At 62.4% G+C, this 17,663-nt stretch carries 15 protein-coding genes; 7 read left to right on the top strand and 8 right to left on the bottom strand.

The window, feature by feature from the left end:
- The first annotated feature begins 8 nt into the window (after positions 1-8).
- The 7 genes from AC0Z35_RS22380 to AC0Z35_RS22350 all read left to right on the top strand — a co-directional run bounded on the left by AC0Z35_RS22380 (position 9) and on the right by AC0Z35_RS22350 (position 6,410).
- Entirely contained in the window at positions 9-1,256 is a 1,248-nt protein-coding gene (locus tag AC0Z35_RS22380; protein ID WP_485132993.1) for an aminotransferase class I/II-fold pyridoxal phosphate-dependent enzyme, read from the top strand.
- Positions 1,253-1,990, top strand: coding sequence for an amino acid ABC transporter permease (locus AC0Z35_RS22375; RefSeq protein WP_485132994.1), 738 nt, complete (start codon positions 1,253-1,255; stop codon positions 1,988-1,990). Before AC0Z35_RS22380 ends, AC0Z35_RS22375 begins: the two co-directional genes overlap by 4 nt.
- Positions 1,980-2,858 (top strand): amino acid ABC transporter permease, encoded by an 879-nt coding sequence (locus tag AC0Z35_RS22370; protein ID WP_485132995.1) that lies wholly within the window; start codon positions 1,980-1,982, stop codon positions 2,856-2,858. The genes AC0Z35_RS22375 and AC0Z35_RS22370 overlap by 11 nt, the downstream gene beginning before the upstream one ends.
- Positions 2,845-3,675: an amino acid ABC transporter ATP-binding protein gene (locus AC0Z35_RS22365; RefSeq protein ID WP_219990243.1), complete on the top strand. Its 831-nt coding sequence runs from the start codon at positions 2,845-2,847 to the stop codon at positions 3,673-3,675. The genes AC0Z35_RS22370 and AC0Z35_RS22365 overlap by 14 nt, the downstream gene beginning before the upstream one ends.
- Before the next feature lie 65 nt (positions 3,676-3,740).
- A complete protein-coding gene (gene metC, locus AC0Z35_RS22360; RefSeq protein ID WP_485132996.1) occupies positions 3,741-4,955 on the top strand; it encodes a cystathionine beta-lyase in 1,215 nt (404 codons plus the stop codon).
- Between the two features lie 165 nt (positions 4,956-5,120).
- On the top strand, positions 5,121-5,471 hold the full coding sequence (locus AC0Z35_RS22355) for a VOC family protein (RefSeq protein ID WP_046807698.1): 351 nt from the start codon (positions 5,121-5,123) through the stop codon (positions 5,469-5,471).
- Between the two features lie 9 nt (positions 5,472-5,480).
- Positions 5,481-6,410, top strand: a complete 930-nt coding sequence (locus AC0Z35_RS22350; RefSeq protein WP_046807699.1) for a CysB family HTH-type transcriptional regulator — start codon at positions 5,481-5,483, stop codon at positions 6,408-6,410.
- Between the two features lie 77 nt (positions 6,411-6,487).
- Here the strand turns inward: AC0Z35_RS22350 and AC0Z35_RS22345 are convergent, their stop codons facing one another.
- The 8 genes from AC0Z35_RS22345 to AC0Z35_RS22310 all read right to left on the bottom strand — a co-directional run bounded on the left by AC0Z35_RS22345 (position 6,488) and on the right by AC0Z35_RS22310 (position 17,588).
- Positions 6,488-8,059, bottom strand: coding sequence for a type VI immunity family protein (locus tag AC0Z35_RS22345; protein ID WP_485132997.1), 1,572 nt, complete (start codon positions 8,057-8,059; stop codon positions 6,488-6,490).
- Positions 8,056-8,892 carry a VRR-NUC domain-containing protein gene (locus tag AC0Z35_RS22340; protein ID WP_485132998.1) on the bottom strand — a complete coding sequence of 279 codons (837 nt, stop codon included), beginning with the start codon at positions 8,890-8,892 and terminating at the stop codon, positions 8,056-8,058. Before AC0Z35_RS22340 ends, AC0Z35_RS22345 begins: the two co-directional genes overlap by 4 nt.
- 26 nt (positions 8,893-8,918) lie before the next feature.
- Positions 8,919-9,977, bottom strand: a complete 1,059-nt coding sequence (locus AC0Z35_RS22335; RefSeq protein ID WP_485132999.1) for a type VI immunity family protein — start codon at positions 9,975-9,977, stop codon at positions 8,919-8,921.
- A gap of 347 nt (positions 9,978-10,324) precedes the next feature.
- The gene (locus AC0Z35_RS22330; protein WP_485133000.1) at positions 10,325-11,641 is read right to left on the bottom strand and encodes a type VI immunity family protein; all 1,317 of its coding nucleotides are present in this window, start codon (positions 11,639-11,641) and stop codon (positions 10,325-10,327) included.
- A complete protein-coding gene (locus tag AC0Z35_RS22325; RefSeq protein WP_485133001.1) occupies positions 11,638-12,477 on the bottom strand; it encodes a VRR-NUC domain-containing protein in 840 nt (279 codons plus the stop codon). The genes AC0Z35_RS22330 and AC0Z35_RS22325 overlap by 4 nt, the downstream gene beginning before the upstream one ends.
- Positions 12,478-12,487: 10 nt before the next feature.
- Entirely contained in the window at positions 12,488-14,059 is a 1,572-nt protein-coding gene (locus AC0Z35_RS22320) for a type VI immunity family protein (protein ID WP_485133002.1), read from the bottom strand.
- Positions 14,056-14,895, bottom strand: a complete 840-nt coding sequence (locus AC0Z35_RS22315; protein ID WP_485133003.1) for a VRR-NUC domain-containing protein — start codon at positions 14,893-14,895, stop codon at positions 14,056-14,058. The genes AC0Z35_RS22320 and AC0Z35_RS22315 overlap by 4 nt, the downstream gene beginning before the upstream one ends.
- Positions 14,895-17,588, bottom strand: coding sequence for a type VI secretion system Vgr family protein (locus tag AC0Z35_RS22310; protein ID WP_485133004.1), 2,694 nt, complete (start codon positions 17,586-17,588; stop codon positions 14,895-14,897). The genes AC0Z35_RS22315 and AC0Z35_RS22310 overlap by 1 nt, the downstream gene beginning before the upstream one ends.
- Between the last annotated feature and the right edge of the window lie 75 nt (positions 17,589-17,663).

Genomic DNA, 17,663 nt, shown 5'->3' with positions numbered 1-17,663 from the left:
GAAGTGACATGACCACGAACCTGTTCCCTGACGCCTTGTCGCGCCGCGCCCGCGGCGCCCAGCTGTCTCCCATTGCCGCCGCCGGCGCCCGCGCGGCGCGGTTGGCGGCCGAGGGCCGTTCCATCATCGTGCTGACCTCGGGTGAACCCGATTTCGACACGCCCGACGCCATCAAGCAGGCGGCTCGCGTCGCGCTGGAACAGGGCCAGACCAAGTACACACCCACCGCGGGCACGGCGGCGTTGCGCCGCGCCGTGGCGCAAGGCTACCGCCAGCGAGACGACGTGGACGTGGACGCCTCCAACGTCATCGTTTCCAACGGCGGCAAGCAGGTGATCTACCTGGCGCTGAACGCCACGCTGGACGAGGGCGACGAGGTGATTGTGCCGGCCCCGTACTGGCCCACGTTCCCGGACGCGGTGCGCATCAACGGTGGCCAGCCGGTGGTGGTGCCCACGCGCGCCGAACAGGGTTTCAAGCTGACGCCGCAGAGCTTGCGGCAAGCGATTACGCCGCGCACCAAATGGCTGATCCTGAATTCTCCCGGCAACCCCTCGGGCGCGGTCTATACCGCTGACGAGCTGGCCGCGCTGGCCGCCGTGCTGCGCGACGCGCCGCATGTGCTGGTGCTGTGGGACGAGATGTACGAAGCGATCTGGTTCTTGCAGCCGCCCGTGTCCCTGCTGCGCGTGGCGCCCGATCTTGCCGGCCGCACCCTGGTGGTCAACGGCGTGTCCAAGGCGTATGCCATGACAGGCTGGCGCATTGGTTGGGGCACGGGGCCCACGCCGTTGATCCATGCACTGGAAGCCGTGCAGTCGCAGGTGTCGTCCGGCGCCAGCTCGTTGGGGCAGGCGGCGGCGCTGGCTGCGTTGCAAGGGGCGGCGGACGGCTTTGTGATAAACGCCAGGCACGCGTACGCCGCGCGTGCGCAGCGCGTGGTGGATGGCCTGGGTGCGGTGCCGGGCTTGCAGGTGCACGCGCCGCACGGCTCGTTCTTTGCATGGGTCGGCGTGGCGGGTCTGATTGGCGCGGTGCGGCCGGACGGGCGCCGCATCGAGCACGACGGTGACGTGGTCGACTGGCTGTTGGAGTCGGCGGGCGTGGCCGTCGTGCAGGGCAGCGCCTATGGCTTGTCGCCGTATTTGCGGCTGTCGTTCGCGGCGTCCGACGCCGATATCAACGCGGCCATCGAACGTATCGGCCAGGCCGTCGCGACGTTGGCGCCGCAGGCATCGCTGGAGGCCGCCGCATGATGGACCAGCTGTTGCAAGCGTGGGTTGATGTCTTCAAGCCGCTGGGCCTGAACTACAGCTTTGTGCAGGACCCGGGCGAGCTCTCGGCGTTCGGGCATGGCCTGTTGGTGACGCTGCAACTGTGCGCATGGACCATCCCCGTCAGCCTGTTGTTCGGCGTGCTGATCGCAGCGGGGCTGACCAGCGGCCGCCGATGGTTGGCGGCGCCCTTGCAGGCCTTCGTTGAACTCACGCGCAACACCCCCACGCTGGTGCAGTTGTATTGCGCGTTCCTGGTGTTGAACATGCTGATCACGCAGAAGCTGGGCGGCGGCAATCCCATCACGCCGTTCGCCTGGGTGGTGATCGTGGTGGCGCTGCACAAGGGCGTGTTCCATGCGGAAGCGCTGCGCGCCGGCATCCAGGCCGTGCCGTCGGTGACGATGGAGGCCGCGCGGTCGCTGGCGTTTACAAGGCGCCAGATCCTGACGCAGGTGCAACTGCCGCTGGCCGTGCGCTTTGCCTTGCCGGCGCTGGTCAACAACCTGGTGGACCTGGTGAAAATGACCGCCATCGCGTCGGCCATCGCGGTGGGTGACGTGACGTACGAATCGATCATGATCTGGTCGCATCGAGACAACGTGCTGGAACTGCTGCTGCTGATCCTGCTGTACTTCGGCTTGTTGACCTGGCTGGTCAGCGTGGCGGGCCGTCGTCTGGAAGACCGCCTGAGGATGCCCGGCTATGGCCAATGATCTTGCGTTCAAGGGCGCCGATGCCAAAGCGCCCGGCGTCGACGGGCAGCAACGCCGCCGTCGGGCCGCCACCGGGTTTCTGCCGGCGTTGTTGCCAGCATTGTTGCCCGCGTTGTTGCGCGACCCGTGGTTTTTGCTGTTGTTGGCCCTGGTCGCGCTGGGCTTGACCTGGGCCGTCACCGGCACCACGCCCGAAGCCGTGGCGGCGTTATGGCACTGGTCGCCCGCCTTGCTGCGTGGGCTGGCGATGAACATCCAGATCAGTCTGCTGGCGATGGCGCTGGGCACGCTGGTGGGGCTGGTGATCGGCGCGCTGTCGCTGTCGCCCTCATGGCTGTTGCGCAGGCTCACGCGCGCTTACGTTCTGCTGTTTCGTAACGCGCCGATTCTGGTGCTGGTGTATTTCACCACCTACGTGTTTCCGTTCGAACTGAACCTGGGCGGCTGGTATGTGCCGTTCCCCGATTGGATCAAGGTGGTGATCGGCCTGGGGCTGCCCGCCAGCGCCAATGTGGCCGAGATCTTCCGGGGCGCCATCCAGTCGATACCCAGCGCGCAGTGGGAAGCGGCGCAGTCGCTGGCGTTCAGGCGTACTCAGATTTTCCGCATGGTGGTATTGCCGCAGTGCGTGCGGCGCATGTTGCCGTCGTGGATGAATCTGATGGCCAGCATCACGATGAGCACGTCGCTGGCGTCCTTGGTAGGCGTGCACGACCTGGTGGATACCGCCACCGTCGCCAGCAACACCGTGGCGCGCAGCGACTTCACCATTCTTGTCTATTTCACGCTATTGGCGCTGTTTTTCGCCTATTGCTATCCCATCGCGCGTTGGACGCGGTACATGGAACGACGCCATGAACATCATTGAACTGAATCCGCTGGTCAGCCTGCGCGACGTGCACCTGGCGTTTGGCGATACCGAAGTGCTGCGCGGCATCGACCTTGAAGTCAAGCAAGGGCAGGCGGTGTCGATCATCGGCCCGTCTGGGTCGGGCAAGTCCACCATCCTGCGTTGCATCACCGGCCTGTTGCGTGCGCAACGCGGCGCGATCCAGGTGGGTGGCGTGCGCGTGGACGGGCTGAAAACAGAAGCCGACTTCATCGCCTTGAGAAAGCGCGTGGGCTTCGTGTTCCAGCAATACAACCTGTTCCCGCACCTTAGCGTGCTGGAAAACCTGGTGATCTCACCCGTGAAGGTGGCCGGGCTGCCGCGCGTGCAGGCCGAGGCCCGCGCGCGTGAACTGCTGGCCAAGGTGCGCATGGAACACAAGGAAGGCGCGTATCCCGGCGAACTCTCGGGCGGCCAGCAACAGCGGGTGGCCATCGCGCGCGCGCTGGCGCTGCAACCTGAGTTGATTTTGTTCGACGAGGTGACCTCGGCGCTGGACCCCGAAATGGTCGGCGAAGTGCTGACCGTGATCCGCGATCTGGTCCAGGACGGCATGACCTGCGTGCTGGTCACCCATGAAATGCGCTTTGCGCAAGAGGTGAGCGACACCGTGTACTTCACCGAAGCGGGCCGCATCGTGGAATCCGGCCCGCCGTCGCGCCTCTTCGGCGCGCCTGACAGCGACCGTACCCGCGCCTTCTTGCAGCGTTCGCTGGGCGCCTCGCCCGCCCGCCGGTCCACGTCGGATCCGATCGCGAACGCGCTGTCTTTCGACCCGCTGCGCCTGGCGGTGTAACCCACAAGGAATCTGATCATGACTTTCCCATCCGCCATGTTGGCAGGCCACCGAGAGGTGCGCGCATGAGCCTGGATCACGCCCACGTCCAAACCCGGCTGGTACACGCCGGCTCTCCCGCATTGACGCAGGGAGCGGGCCCGGTCAACGTGCCTGTCGTGCGCACCAGCACCGTGCGTTTTGCCGACACCGCCACGCAGGCCGCGCTTAACCAGCAACGCGCGGCGGGTGACCGCGTTGCCACCTACGGGCGCCACGGCCTGGACACGCACCAGGCGCTGGAAGAGGCGGTGGCCTTGCTGGAAGGCGGCTATCGAACGGTGCTGGCGCCGTCCGGCCTGGCCGCGATCACGTTGGTGCTGCTGGCGACGCTTGCGCCGGGCGATCACGCGCTGGTGGCCGATAGCGTGTATTCGCCAGTGCGCAAGGTCGACAAGTCCTTGCTTGCGCGCTATGGCATCGAAGTGGAATATTTTTCACCGGGGCAAGATGCGCTGGAACCGTTGATCCGGCCCAGCACGCGGCTGTTGTATCTGGAGTCGCCCAGCTCGCTGCTGTTCGAGGTGCTGGACCTGCCCGCGCTGGCCGCTACCGCGCGCCGTCATGGCCTGTGGGTGGCGGCCGACAACACCTGGAGCGGCGGCCTGTACTACCAGCCGTTGGCGCTGGGCGCGCACATCTCCATCCAGGCCGCCACCAAATACCTGGCCGGCCATTCGGATGTGATGATGGGCGTGGTCACCGTGGACAGCGCCGAACTGGCGCAACGGATTGGCGCGACTTACGACGCGCTGGGCCTGTCGGTGGGCGCGGACGACGCCTATCTGACGCTGCGTGGGCTGCGCACGCTGGACGTGCGCCTGGCGCGCCATCAAGTCAACGCGCTGGCCGTGGCGCAATACCTGGCCACGCACCCGGACGTGTCGCGCGTGTTTCATCCGGCCTTGCCCGAAGACCCTGGCCACGCGTTGTGGCGGCGAGACTTCAGCGGTGCAAGCGGCTTGGTGTCTTTTGCCTTCAATCACCCGGATCCGACGGCGGCATCGCGCTTCATCGACGCGTTGCAGTACTTTTCGATCGGCGCGTCCTGGGGCGGTTATGAAAGCCTGGCGCTGGAAGCCGCGCCGCAACGGCTGGCGGAACATAGCCTGTGGAAGCAGGTCCCCGGGCAGCAGTCCGTGGTGCGGCTGCACATCGGTCTGGAGAATCCGCAAGATTTGATCGGCGACCTGGAACGTGCGTTCAGCAGCACGCGGGAGGCGTTGCGACGCAGCGCCTGAGGCGGGCTGCAAACATCAGCGCAACGATAAAAAAACAGCTGCGCGTATTTGCTAATAAGCGGCGCGCTTTAAGGTTTCTGGCTATGTAGAAGCAATTACAACCTCTTTGTCCGGTTGTGCCTTCGGGTACTAAGATTTGCCCTGTTCCATGGCTGGCAGCAGGGCATGACTTCACTTCTTTCGATCGATTCGGTACAGCTTCCATTCCTGTCGCGCCGGCTTCACGCCGTGCGCGAGTTCTATCACCGCGTCATCGGCCTGGACGAGATGCCCGCGCGGGATGGCCAGCGCCTGCTTTTCTCTTTGGGCGACGCGACGCTGTCGCTTTCTCCGGTCCAGGAGCTGAGCAGCGGCGTCAAGCCCGACTACCTGGCGCTGAAGACGCGCGCCTACGACGAGATCCTGGCGCGTCTGCGTCAGGCCGGGCATTTTCCGGTCTGTTCCAAGCCCGACGCATCGCCGCGCGTGATGTACGTAAAAGACCCGTCCGGCAATCAACTGGCCTTCCTGGGCTGAGGGCGCGCGATGAACTTTCAGCAACTACGTTCCGTGCGCGAAGCCGTGCGCCAGGACTTCAACCTGACCGACGTCTCGGAAAGCCTGCATACCTCGCAACCCGGTGTCAGCCGGCAGATTCGCGAGCTTGAGGAAGAAGTGGGCGTCGACATTTTTGTGCGCTCGGGCAAGCGGCTGATCGGCCTGACGCCGCCCGGCGCGCTGATCTTGCCCTTGGTCGAACAAATCCTGCAATGCGCGGATAACATCCGGCATGCAGGCGCCGAATACGCCGATAGCCGGCAGGGCGTGCTGTCGATCGCGGCCACGCATTCGCAGGCGCGCTACGCCTTGCCGCCGGTCATCAAGGAATTTCGCCAGCGCTATCCGGATGTGGTGCTGCACCTGCATCAAGGCTCGCCCAAGCAGGTGTCCGAAATGCTGCTGGAAGGCGAGGCCGACATCGGCGTGGCAACCGAAGCCGTCGCCAACTATCCGGGGTTGGTCAACCTGCCGTGCTACCGCTGGAGCCACAGCATCATCGTGCCGCGCGGCCATCCGCTGGAAGGCCGGCACGACGGCATCAGCCTGTCGCAGTTGTCCCGCTATCCCATCATCACCTATGGCCAGGGCTACACCGGCCGCGCCCACATCGACGAAGCGTTCGCCCGGGCCGGCCTGACCCCGGACATCGTCATGACGGCCATGGACGCCGACGTGATCAAGACCTATGTAGAGCTGGAACTAGGCGTAGGCATCGTGGCCGCCGTGGCCTGGGACCCCGAACGCGACACGCGGCTATGCGCCATCGACGCCCGCCACCTGTTCGAGATCAACCTGACCCGCCTGGCCATCCGCCGCGGCGCCTGGCTGCGCGGCTACGCATTCCACTTCATCGAGATGTTCGTCCCAACCCTGACGCGGGAAGTGGTGGAACGGGAGCTGAAGGGAGAGGGCTGAGGGGCTGTGCGGCTGACGTTTCGGTGAAAAGCAGCTGAGCGTGCAGGGTCGATGCAGCCCATGCGGCGCGGGCGTTGTTAACGCAGGAACGATACCAGCACCCAGGTGACGTCCTGGCCGTTCAGTTGTGGCATGGGCGTCTGATAAGCGAACGTCCGGGGACCCGTGGGAAAGGCTTCGCAGGTCCATGTGCCCGGGTAGGGGCAAGGCTGGCCGGACCGTACGCGGGTTTTCGGGCTTGTGGCAGGGTCGCCCATCCAGTGCCAGGTGATGGATTGCCCTTGATACCTGGGCAGCGCGCCGTGCCTGCCAACGACGCACAGTATTTCGCCCTTGTCGTCGCCTTGCCATAGGCCGGCGCGAGGCGCTGACTCACCGCTTTCGGCGCGGCGTGCGGGCTCGGGGAGCGGGTCACTTTGATCTATGTCCCGCTGCCAGATCACGCGGCCGTGCGATGGACTTTGTGAGATCGACGGAGCCGCTTCCCCAGCCTTGAAATAGCGCCGCGAACCGGTTTTTGCAAGGGTGTACCACCAGCCGTCCGACGGGATGTCTTCGCCGACGAGGATGTGTGTGGGCGTGGGTTCGTTCGGCGCGGCCCCGGGCGTCCGGCCTCGAATTTCAGGCGTGGGCCAATCACTGTCGTCATCGAACCGGCCAAGCCAACGCTGCGTGTCGGAGCGATTGAAACGCTCATTCGGATCGCCATCCCATTCGCCCGAGCCCACCAGGTCCAGCAGGGGATGGCGGATACGGCGAAGCAAACGGTTGGCCAACACGGGAAGCTCGGGCACGCCGTTTTCGACGGGGTAGAGTTCCGGTTGCGGGCCAAGTTCGATCCACTGGCCGCAGTGCAACGAGTCGATGCGGATGCGGGGGTCGGCAAGGTGCGCGGCAACGTCGTCGCGCGATATCCCAAGCTTTTCGCGCCAGATGTCGGACAGGAAAAAGCCCCAGGTGGGGGGGCGGATGCCGGAGGGTAGTTCCGGTGTGAAAGTCATGCCGAACGTGTCGTCGGTGTCCAAACCATAGAAATGGGGCGTCAGCGCGCGATCCCACACGGCAACTTCGGACCGCATGCCGAACTCCAAGGGATTGGCTATCGCAAAGCCGCTGTAGACCTGAGCTGGCGACAGGAGCGTGATCGTTTGAATAACGAATTTTCGCCATGCGTCCTTATTGTCCAGCCACCACTGCCATCGAAAATACAATTGGATCGAAGAGTAGGCGCGGTCGCCGTCCCCCCAGTCTGACGTTCTCCATAGGTACGCAGCGTGGGTGGGCGAGCTCGCATGGTTCGCTTCGTCAGTGAAATTGACTGTAAACGCCTTGTCTACAGCGATCTTTCTCGCCCAATCGCGTAGGTCTCCAAGACGCGGCGACCCGTAACGATGGGGTCGAGACGTGCCTGGATGGGTTGCGACGGTATAGGGAAAGTCCAAGAGCCGTTCGAAAGCCTCGTGTATATCGATCATATCCGTTGCGGTCTTTGAGGCCACTGCGGGATCGTACGTAAAGTAAAAGGTAATAAACGGCGTGATCGAGAGCTCGAATTGGCCATTATCGATTGCAGTGTTAGGCCATTTCTTCAAGTCGGCAATCATGCCCGCGAGGTCGTCATGTTCGATCAATGGATGGGCGGTACTCACTTTCCTCTCCTGGCCGGCTGCTTGCGGCTGTCCCCATCGTTTGTTGCGGCGGGACGATATCCCGTGCAATCTTCAGGTACCCGAAGGAGCGCGACCTTGTGGGGTTTATCGCCCATTAAATGGACGTAGTTCTTCATCTGTTCCGGGTTAACCCAATCATTCGGAAACTTGATTTCCACAGCGGCAAACACGTTGCCGACGACAAACGGTTCCTGGCGGTATTCCACTATGACAAGGTCCGGTGCCACGCTTCCTTTAGGGCGAGGCCAAAAAGGGAAGAACTCGCTGATGCGTTTCGGTCGTGTCGACGGGTTGCCCAGCATGGCGGCGTGAGACTTCCTGTCATAGTTCGGCTCCGCCTTCAACGGGCTTTGCCATGCCAGCAAATCGTCCACGACTTCAAACACCAGCGACGCGGTCGTTTGCTTCAACGCCACATCAATCGTGGTTTCGATGATCTCTCCGGGAATTTTCTTGCGTATTCGTCGCGGCACGGTCAGCGGAGATTTCAGCGCCCACTGGCATACCGTGCTGATCACCGGCCGAAACGGAATTTTTCGCTCGATATATTGTCGGTACGTGACGTTCTCGCTGCGTCCGCGCGATACCGTGCTGTTGCCACCCGTGCGCACGAACGTCGAACTCTTGATGTCGATTTCATCCTTCATCCCCTGAATCACGTCTTTCAAGATCGATTGCACTTCCTTTTTCCGCTGACCGATCTGCGCCAGGGTCTCGGCGGCTTCAATAGCGGTTTGTGCGGTCTCGTAGGCGGCATAGGCGCGATAAGCGCGGTAGCCCCAGATGAGAGCGGCGGCGACAGGGGCGGCCATTGGGTTCTCCTGATGTGGGGACGCGGTCAATACCCAGGGGGTGTCCCGATGATTGAGTTGCGGGTTGGCCAATCGCTGCCGTCATCGAACCGGGCTAGCCAACGCCGGGTGTCGCGGCTATCGAAGTGCTTGCCGGGTTCTACGTCCCGAGGGCAGGAGCCGAGCAGATCCAGTTGCGGATGGCGGATCTTGCGCAGCAGGCGGTTGAGCACAGCGGGCAGCCTGGGCATGCCCTGTTGAACGGGATAGAGCTCCGGCCGCGGTCCCAGTTCGATCCATAGTCCGCAATCCAAGGGCTCGATACGGATAAGCGGGTCGGCAAGATGGGCCGCCACATCGTCGCGGGAGGTGCCGAGCTTGTCGCGCCAAATGTCAGACAGAAGGAAGCCCCAGGTGGGCGGGCGTATGCCGGACGGCAGTTCGGCTGCGCGCATCATGCCTGGCGGGTGGTCGATGTCCAGGCCGTAGAAATGCGGTGCAAGCGCCCGATTCAGGACGGCCGCTTGTGAACGCATGCCAGTTCCCAAAGGGTTCGCGACTGCAAAGCCGCTATAGACCTGCGCGGGCGCCAGATACGCAATGCTCTCCAGCACAAACTGCCGCCACTCGTGCTGGTGGTCCAGCCACCATTGCCAACAAAAGTAAAACTGTAGAGATGAGTAATACGGCGCTTTCCCCGCGATGGCAGGTTCGCGGCGCAAATATGCAGAATGCCCGGGTGAAATCTGGTGGTTGTCCTGGTCCGTGAAGTTCACCGTGAACACTTGGTCAACCGGGCAACTGCGTGCCCACTCGTGCAGTTCCTCCAAGCGAATCGAGCCATATCTAAGCAGCCGCTCGGAACGGGGATGGGTAGCTGTCGTGTAAGGGTGTCCTAGAAGTCGCGCGAACGCATCTTGTACGTCGAGCATATCCAAGGTGGTCCGCAAGCTCTGGTCGGGCAAGTAATGAAGGTAGAAGGTGAGAAAGAAGCGAGGCCAAAGGGGAAATGAACCGTTATCAATGGCGATACCAGGCCACGGCTTCAACGCATCAACCCTGCACGTCAGATCGTTATCGTTGAGCAAAGGAGGGCGTGTATTCATTTTTCGCTCCTGCGTGAATGTTGGGCCTGGGTGCTTGATGCGTGCGCCGGCCCGTGTCGATGACTACGCCGGGAGTCTGTCGGCGTGTTCGCTGTCAACATGGGAAGCAGTCGCCGATGGGTTTGCGGATGCGGCGGGATCTCGAAGCATCGCTCGATCGGCGGTTCCGTTGTGGTTCGGTTCCGACTTCAATGGGCTTTTCCACGACAACAAGTTATCGGTAGCGTCGATAGATGGGCGGTATAGGCGATGTAGGCGGAATATCCGGGATAGGCGGGATAGGCGGGATACAGCGGTAGCCCCAGACGAGGGCGGCTGCGGCGGCGAATGCGGCCATGGCTTGTCTCCTAGCGTAAGAAAGAAACCAGTGCCCAGGTCACGTCCTGCTGACCGCTTTCGGCCTGGCGCGCCGCTTCGGCTTCGGGTGGGCGTTGATCGATGTCGCGTTGCCAGATGACGCGGCCGCGCGATGGGCCTTGATGGATGGCGGGCGCCGGCTCGCCGGCCTTGAAGTACTGGCGCGAGCCTGTCTTTGCCAGCGTGTACCACCAGCCGTCCGACGGGATGTCTTCGCCGACGACGACATGGGTGGGGGTGGGTTCGGCAGGCGCCGGGCCCGGGGTGCGGCCTCGGATTTCAGGAGTTGGCCAATCACTGTCGTCGTCAAACCGGGCCAGCCAACGCTGCGTGTCGCGGCGATCGAAGCGCTCGTTGGGGTCGCCATCCCATTCGCCAGAGCCGACGAGGTCCAGCAAAGGATGGCGGATACGGCGAAGTAAACGGTTGGCCAACACGGGGAGCTCGGGCACACCGTCTTCGACGGGATAGAGCTCCGGTTGCGGACCGAGTTCTATCCATTGGCCGCAGCTGAGGGTGTCGATTCGGATGCGGGAATCGGAAAGCTGGGCAACAACATCGTCACGCGAGATGCCCAGCTTCTCGCGCCAAATGTCGGACAGAAAGAAGCCCCAGGTGGGCGGCCGTATGCCGGAGCCCAACTGCGCGGGGATATCCATGGCAAATGGATAATCGGTGTCCAATCCGAAAAAGTTAGGCGCCAGGGCCCGGTCCCACACCGCAACTTCGGAACGCATTCCAAATTCCAAAGGATTGGCCATAGCGAAGCCGCTATAGACCTGCGCCGGCATCAAGCGAGCGATGCTGTCGAGCACGAACTTGCGCCAGGCGTCCTTGTTGTCCAGCCACCAGCGCCACCGGAAGTAGAACTGAATCGACGAGTAATACTGCAACTGGTCACCAATGGTGGGTTCCCTCCACAGGTACGCCGAATGCGTGGGTGAGCTCTGGTGGTTCGCCTGGTCGGTAAAGTTCACTGTGAAGGCCTTATCCACCGGCGTCTTTCTGGCCCAGTCGCGCAGGTCGCCCAAACGAACCGAGCCGTACCGATGTGGTCTTTCCGAACTCGGGTGGGTGGCTATCGTGAAAGGCCGGCCGACCAGTCTTTCGAACGCTTCGTATACGTCCACCATGTCGAGCGTCGTGCGCAAATATTGTGCGGGGTCGTAATGGAAATAAAAGGTGAGAAACGGACTGATCGACAGCTCGAACGACCCATTGTCGATGCCGGTATTGGGCCACTGTTTCAGGTCTTCGATCATGCCCGCCAGATCTTCGTCGCTGATCAAAGGATGGGTGGTACTCATTTTCCGCTCCTCGGTGAATGTCCGTGCTTCCCGCGCGTGCTGCCCCGGTCTGGGCGATACCCGGTGCAGTCCTCTGGTACGCGAAGTAGCGCCACCTTGTGGGTATCGCCATCCATCAGCCTGACGTAGCTTTTCATCTGTGCGGGCTTGGCCCAATCGTTAGGAAACTTGATTTCAACTGCCGCGAACACGTTGTCCACGTCAAACGGTTGCTGGCGGTATTCCACGATGACCAGATCCGGCGCCAAGCTTCCTCTAGGGCGCGGCCAGAATGGGAAGTACTGGCTGATGCGCTTCGGACGTGTGGAAGGCTCTCCCAGCATCGCCTTGTAAGACGTGCCGTCGTAATTCGGCTCTGCCTTCAACGGGCTTTGCCACGCCAACAAATCATCAACCACCTCAAACACTAACGACGCGGTGGTTTGTTTCAGCGCGATATCTATCGTGGTTTCAATAGCATCGCCCGGTATCTTCTTCCGTATGCGTCGGGGCACCGTCAACGGGGACTTCAGCGCCCATTGGCATACCGTGCTGATCACTGGCCGAAAGGGGATCTTGCGTTCGATGTACTGCCGGTACGTCACGTTTTCGCTACGTCCGCGCGACATGGTGCTGTTGCCGCCGGTGCGCACAAACGTGGAGCTTTTGACGTCGATTTCTTCCTTCATGTTCTGGATCACGTCCTTAAGAATGGCTTGAACTTCCTTCTTGCGGTCACTGATCTGCGCCAAGGTTTCGGCGGCTTCGATAGCGGTTTGGGCCGTTTCGTGCGCGGCGTAGGCGCGATAGGCGCGGTAGCCCCAGACGAGGGCGGCTGCGGCGGCGGGGGCGGCCATGGCTTGTCTCCTAGCGTAAGAAAGAAATCAGTGCCCACGTCACGTCCTGCCCGTTCACTTGTGGCATGGGGGCTTGATAAGCGAACGTTTGCGGACCCGTTGGGTGTTCTTCGCAGGTCCACGTGCCGGGATAGGGGCATGGCTGCCCAGAGCGCACGCGGGCGGCGGCGCGTTGGGCGGTGTCGTGCATCCAGTGCCAGATAAGGGATCGGCCTTGATACGGGGGCAGCACCTCATGCTTGGCGACCACGCACAGGACTTCGCCTTTTTCGTCGCCACGCCATTGACCGCCCCGTGGGGCCAGCTGACCGGTTTCGGCCTGGCGTGCCGCTTCGGCTTCGGGTGGGCGTTGATCGATGTCGCGTTGCCAGATGACGCGGCCGCGCGATGGGCCTTGATGGATGGCGGGCGCCGGCTCGCCCGCCTTGAAGTACTGGCGCGAGCCTGTCTTTGCCAGCGTGTACCACCAGCCGTCCGACGGGATGTCCTCGCCGACGACGACGTGGGTGGGGGTGGGTTCGGCAGGTGCCGGGCCAGGGGTTCGGCCTCGGATCTCAGGGGTTGGCCAATCGCTGTCGTCATCGAGCCGGGCCAGCCAACGCTGCGTGTCGCGGCGATCGAAGCGCTCGTTGGGGTCGCCATCCCATTCGCCGGAGCCCACCAGGTCCAGCAAAGGATGGCGGATACGGCGAAGTAAACGGTTGGCCAACACGGGGAGCTCGGGCACACCGTCTTCGACGGGATAGAGTTCCGGTTGCGGGCCAAGTTCTATCCATTGGCCGCAGCTGAGGGTGTCGATTCGGATGCGGGAATCGGAAAGCTGGGCAACAACCTCGTCGCGCGAGATGTCCAGCTTCTCGCGCCAAATGTCGGACAGAAAGAAGCCCCAGGTGGGCGGCCGTATGCCGGCAGGCAGCTGTGGCATGAACGTCATGCCGAACGTGTCATCCGTGTCCAAGCCATAGAAATGCGGCGTCAGCGCCCGATCCCACACGGCTACCTCCGAGCGCATGCCAAACTCCAGCGGGTTCGCCATCGCAAAGCCGCTGTAGACCTGAGCCGGCTTTAACCGAGCGATGGCGTCAAGGACGAATTGCCGCCACGCCTCTTTGTTGGCCAACCACCAGCGCCATCGAAAATAGAGCTGAAGCGATGAATAGTTTTGGTCGCCACCGCCCCAGTCGGAAGCTCTCCATAGATATGCGCCATGGGTGGGCGAGCTTTTGTGTTCGGCTTCGTCCGTAAAGTTGACGGTGAAATTCTTGTCTACGGGAGTTTTCCGGGCCCAGTCTCGCAGTTCGCCCAGGCGCTGCGAGCCGTATCGATGGGGTCTTTCTGAACGCGGGTGTGTCGCGACCGTGTAAGGATGGCCTAACAGGCTTTCAAACGACTCGTGCACGTCGATCAGGTCCAGCGTTGTGCGCTGATATTGATCGCGGTCGTAGTTGAAATAGAAGGTGAGAAACGGGCTGACAGACAGTTCAAAAGACCCGTTGTGAATGGCAGTGTTCGGCCATTTTTTCAGGTCTTCGATCATGCCGGCCAGATCCTGATCGTCGATCAATGGGTGGGTAGTACTCATTTTCCGCTCCGGCTTGAATGGCCTGGTTTTGTGCCGGATGTGCGTGCCGAGCCGGAAGCTCCGGTGCAGTCTTCCGGTACTCGAAGCAGCACAACCTTTTGGACGTCACCGCCCATCAGGCTGACGTAGTCCTTCATTTGGTCGCGCTTTACCCAGTCCTTCGGAAACTTGATTTCCACCGCCGCGAACACGTTGCCCACGTCAAACGGCTGCTGCCTGTATTCAACGATTACAAGATCCGGGGCCAGGCTGCCCTTAGGGCGGGGCCAGAAGGGGAATACCTCGCTGATGCGCTTCGGACGTGTGGAAGGCTCTCCCAGCATCGCCTTGTAAGACGTGCCGTCGTAGACCGGCTCCGCCTTGAGCGGGCTTTCCCATTTCAACAAGTCATCAACCACTTCAAACACCAACGACGCGGTGGTTTGTTTCAGTGCGATATCTATCGTGGTGTCGATGAATTCGCCCCGAATCTTCTTGCGCAGACGCCGGGGCACCGTCAACGGTGACTTCAGCGCCCATTGGCATACCGTGCTGATCACCGGCCGAAAGGGGATCCTGCGTTCGATGTATTGCCGGTAGGTCACGTGTTCGCTGCGTCCGCGCGACACGGTGCTGTTGCCGCCGGTGCGCACAAACGTGGAGCTTTTGACGTCGATTTCTTCCTTCATGTTCTGAATCGTGTCTTTAAGGATGGCTTGGACTTCCTTCTTGCGTTCATTGATTTGCGCCAAGGTTTGGGCGGTTTCAATGGCGGTTTGGGCCGTTTCGTGCGCGGCGTAGGCGCGATAGGCGCGGTAGCCCCAGACGAGGGCGGCTGCGGCGGCGGGGGCGGCCATCAGAGGTCTCCTTCAACGTGGGAATCCAGAAAGGCTTCGTCCATCGGTCCGTGCTCGGCGTGATGCGGATTGATGTTGTCGACACGCTCGGCGAGCTGCCCAGGGTCGTCTGGGATCTTCTGGTCCTCGCGCATGATCGTCTTGTAGGTCTGCACGTCGCGGGCGCGCGGGGTGTCCAGGAAATCCGTCGCGCCGTCGTTGTCGGTGGTGCCTTCCAGGAGCAGCGTGGCGCCTGTCATGACGCGGTACCGATAACGTTCGAACAGGCGGTTGTCGGTCTTGTGCAGGCGGAACCGGCCGGCGTAGTCGCCGGCAGCGACGTCGGGAGATTTGAAGACGGGCAGGGCGGCGCCCGGGCCTGAGAAATTGTGCGAGGCGGCCTTCACCGTAAACGTGCCCGGCATGCCCAGTTCGATGTTGCCGTCGGCAATCTTGATCGTCGCCCCGCCGCACAACAGCGTGATGTGTTTGTCGGCGGCGACCAGCACGTGTTGTTGGCTGGACGTGATTTCCGCGCTTTGATCGGCCTGAATGCGAATGGCGTTGTGCTGCGCCTGTAGCAGCATTTCGCCTTGATGCGCGATCTGTCGTAGCGCACCGCTTTGCGAGAACAGGCCTACATCGCCGCCCGCGTTCAGCACGATCTTGTCGCCCGCGCTGACCTGCTGATGCTGCTGAGCGACGCTGTCCACATTGCCCCCGGCCGACATCACGATGCCGGCCGGCGTGGCGGCGGCGATGCCGGCTGGCGCGCTTAGCGCGATGGCGCCAGCGTCGCCTTGGCCGGTACCGTCCGACTGGTTATTGGCGCCGTGGCCCAGGTCGTGCACCGCATCCGACAGGGTTTGCTGCGGCTGGGCGTCGTGGGCGACGCCTTCATGCTTCTCGGCGTAATCCCCCAGGTTGCGGGCAAGTTCCAGCGCCGCTTGCAAAGCCGCGACGATATCGGATCTATCCAACTGCCCGCCTTTGGCGTGCAGTTGCGTCTCGGCCGTCAGCAACAACCCCTTCGCCGCCCGCAGCGCTCCATGTTCATCCGTGCGCAGTTCGAACCCTTCACCGCGAGCTTGCCCACCGCTTGGACGCGGATGCGTCAGATACCCCAGATGCAGCTGCGTGTCGCCGTGTTCGCTCATCAACGCCGCGCTGATCTGTGCGGACGTGTCATCCAGCCGCAATTCGTTCGCGCGATTGCCCCTGAATTCCTTGCTCTTGATGGTGTTCAGGACGTTGTGGCGCGGCAGTTCATAGGGCGGCAGATTGGTCGCTCGGAAAGTTCTGCCGATTATCAGCGGCTGGTCCGGGTCGCCGTTTGCGAATTGCACGATGACCTCTTGTCCGATGCGAGGTATCGCCATGTGGCCCCACTGCGCACCGGCCCAGTTCTGCGATACGCGAATCCAGCACGAGCTATGTTCGTTGTGCTCGCCTACGCGATCCCACGGGAATTGGACTTTGACGCGGCCCCACTCGTCGCAATAGATTTCTTCATTGGGCGGGCCGACCACCGTCGCCATCTGGTGGCCGTCGATGCGGGGTTTGGGTAGGGGCTCGGGCTTCCAATCGACCTTGTCGGGAACCAGTTCAGCGGTGTAGCGGTATTGTGTGCCGTGCTCCGGGCGATATTCCGAGCGGTGCATCAGGCCTTCGCCCAGTCCGCCTTGCTGACCGTATTCGGCTCCGAACCCGTCTTCTTCCTGGCTGGCAGGCTGCACGCCCCGATGTTGCATCCGCACCGGTCGCCAACCGTGGTTCCAATCTTCGCGAGGATGGCCGACAAGATCAAACGCCACGCCAGGAATCAAGCGCGCGTCATCCCCTTCGACCACCGCCACGCGCGCATCGCGGCGGCGGCCCAGTAAGCGTGTCTGGGTAAACGGCTGGCCTGCCTCGTCGCGTTTGTAGCGGCCGGGATAGTCGTAGCGTTCGTAGCGGGCTTCCTGATGAGAAACATCCGATGCAACCGGCGAATGTTCCTGGCTATAGCGCGGATGCGTGTAGGTGTAGTCGCGCTGCGTCTGCACGGCGGTGCGCACGCGCTCGGCATAAGAAAACCGATGCAACGCGGGTTCTGCCTGATCACCGCCCGGCATCGGGTTGTAAACCACCGGCCCGCCCGCGATCTCGCCGTGGATATAAATCCGGTCGCCATGAATCAAACGGTGCCCATGCTCCGAATGCGCATAGCGGTAGAAATAGCCTTCCTCGGCCGCCAGCCTGTCGATAAACGCCAAGTCCGTGTCGCCCGCCTGCACGCAATATTCGCGTGGCAGGTGTTCCTGCGTCGTCACCTGTTCGTAATCGGTAATCCCCTGCCGTTTGATGACGTCGGCCAGGATCTCGGGCGCGGACAGATGCTGGTAGATGCGCCAATCGGAACACAGCGCGGCGCGCGCCAATGACGGTTCCAGCACCAGCCGATACCGCGTGCGCCGAAAGCCCGTGTCGCCCTGGACAAATTCGGTGACGACGCCGTGCACGTGCCGCACAGCCACCGCCCCGCGCCATATCGTGAAGAGCGCAGGCTGATCCAGCAACGCGCCGAAATCCACCGCGGGATCAAAGCTGGACAACTCCACGCATAGCCGATAGGTCTCGGACAGCGCTTCGTCCAGCGTGAATTCAATGACGTCGAATGCCGCGCCACTGGCGGGCGTAAAACTAAAACGAAAATCGTTCGCGTGCGATGACACAGGCGCCTCCGGACGAGTCAGGTTGACTGATCATCTTGCGCAGGCCGCCACCCGGCCGTCTATAGAACTTCTCTG

It is taken from the genome of Achromobacter sp. 1L-A-4-B-C2, assembly GCF_057291955.1.
This window is presented reverse-complemented; position numbering and strand designations above follow the sequence as displayed.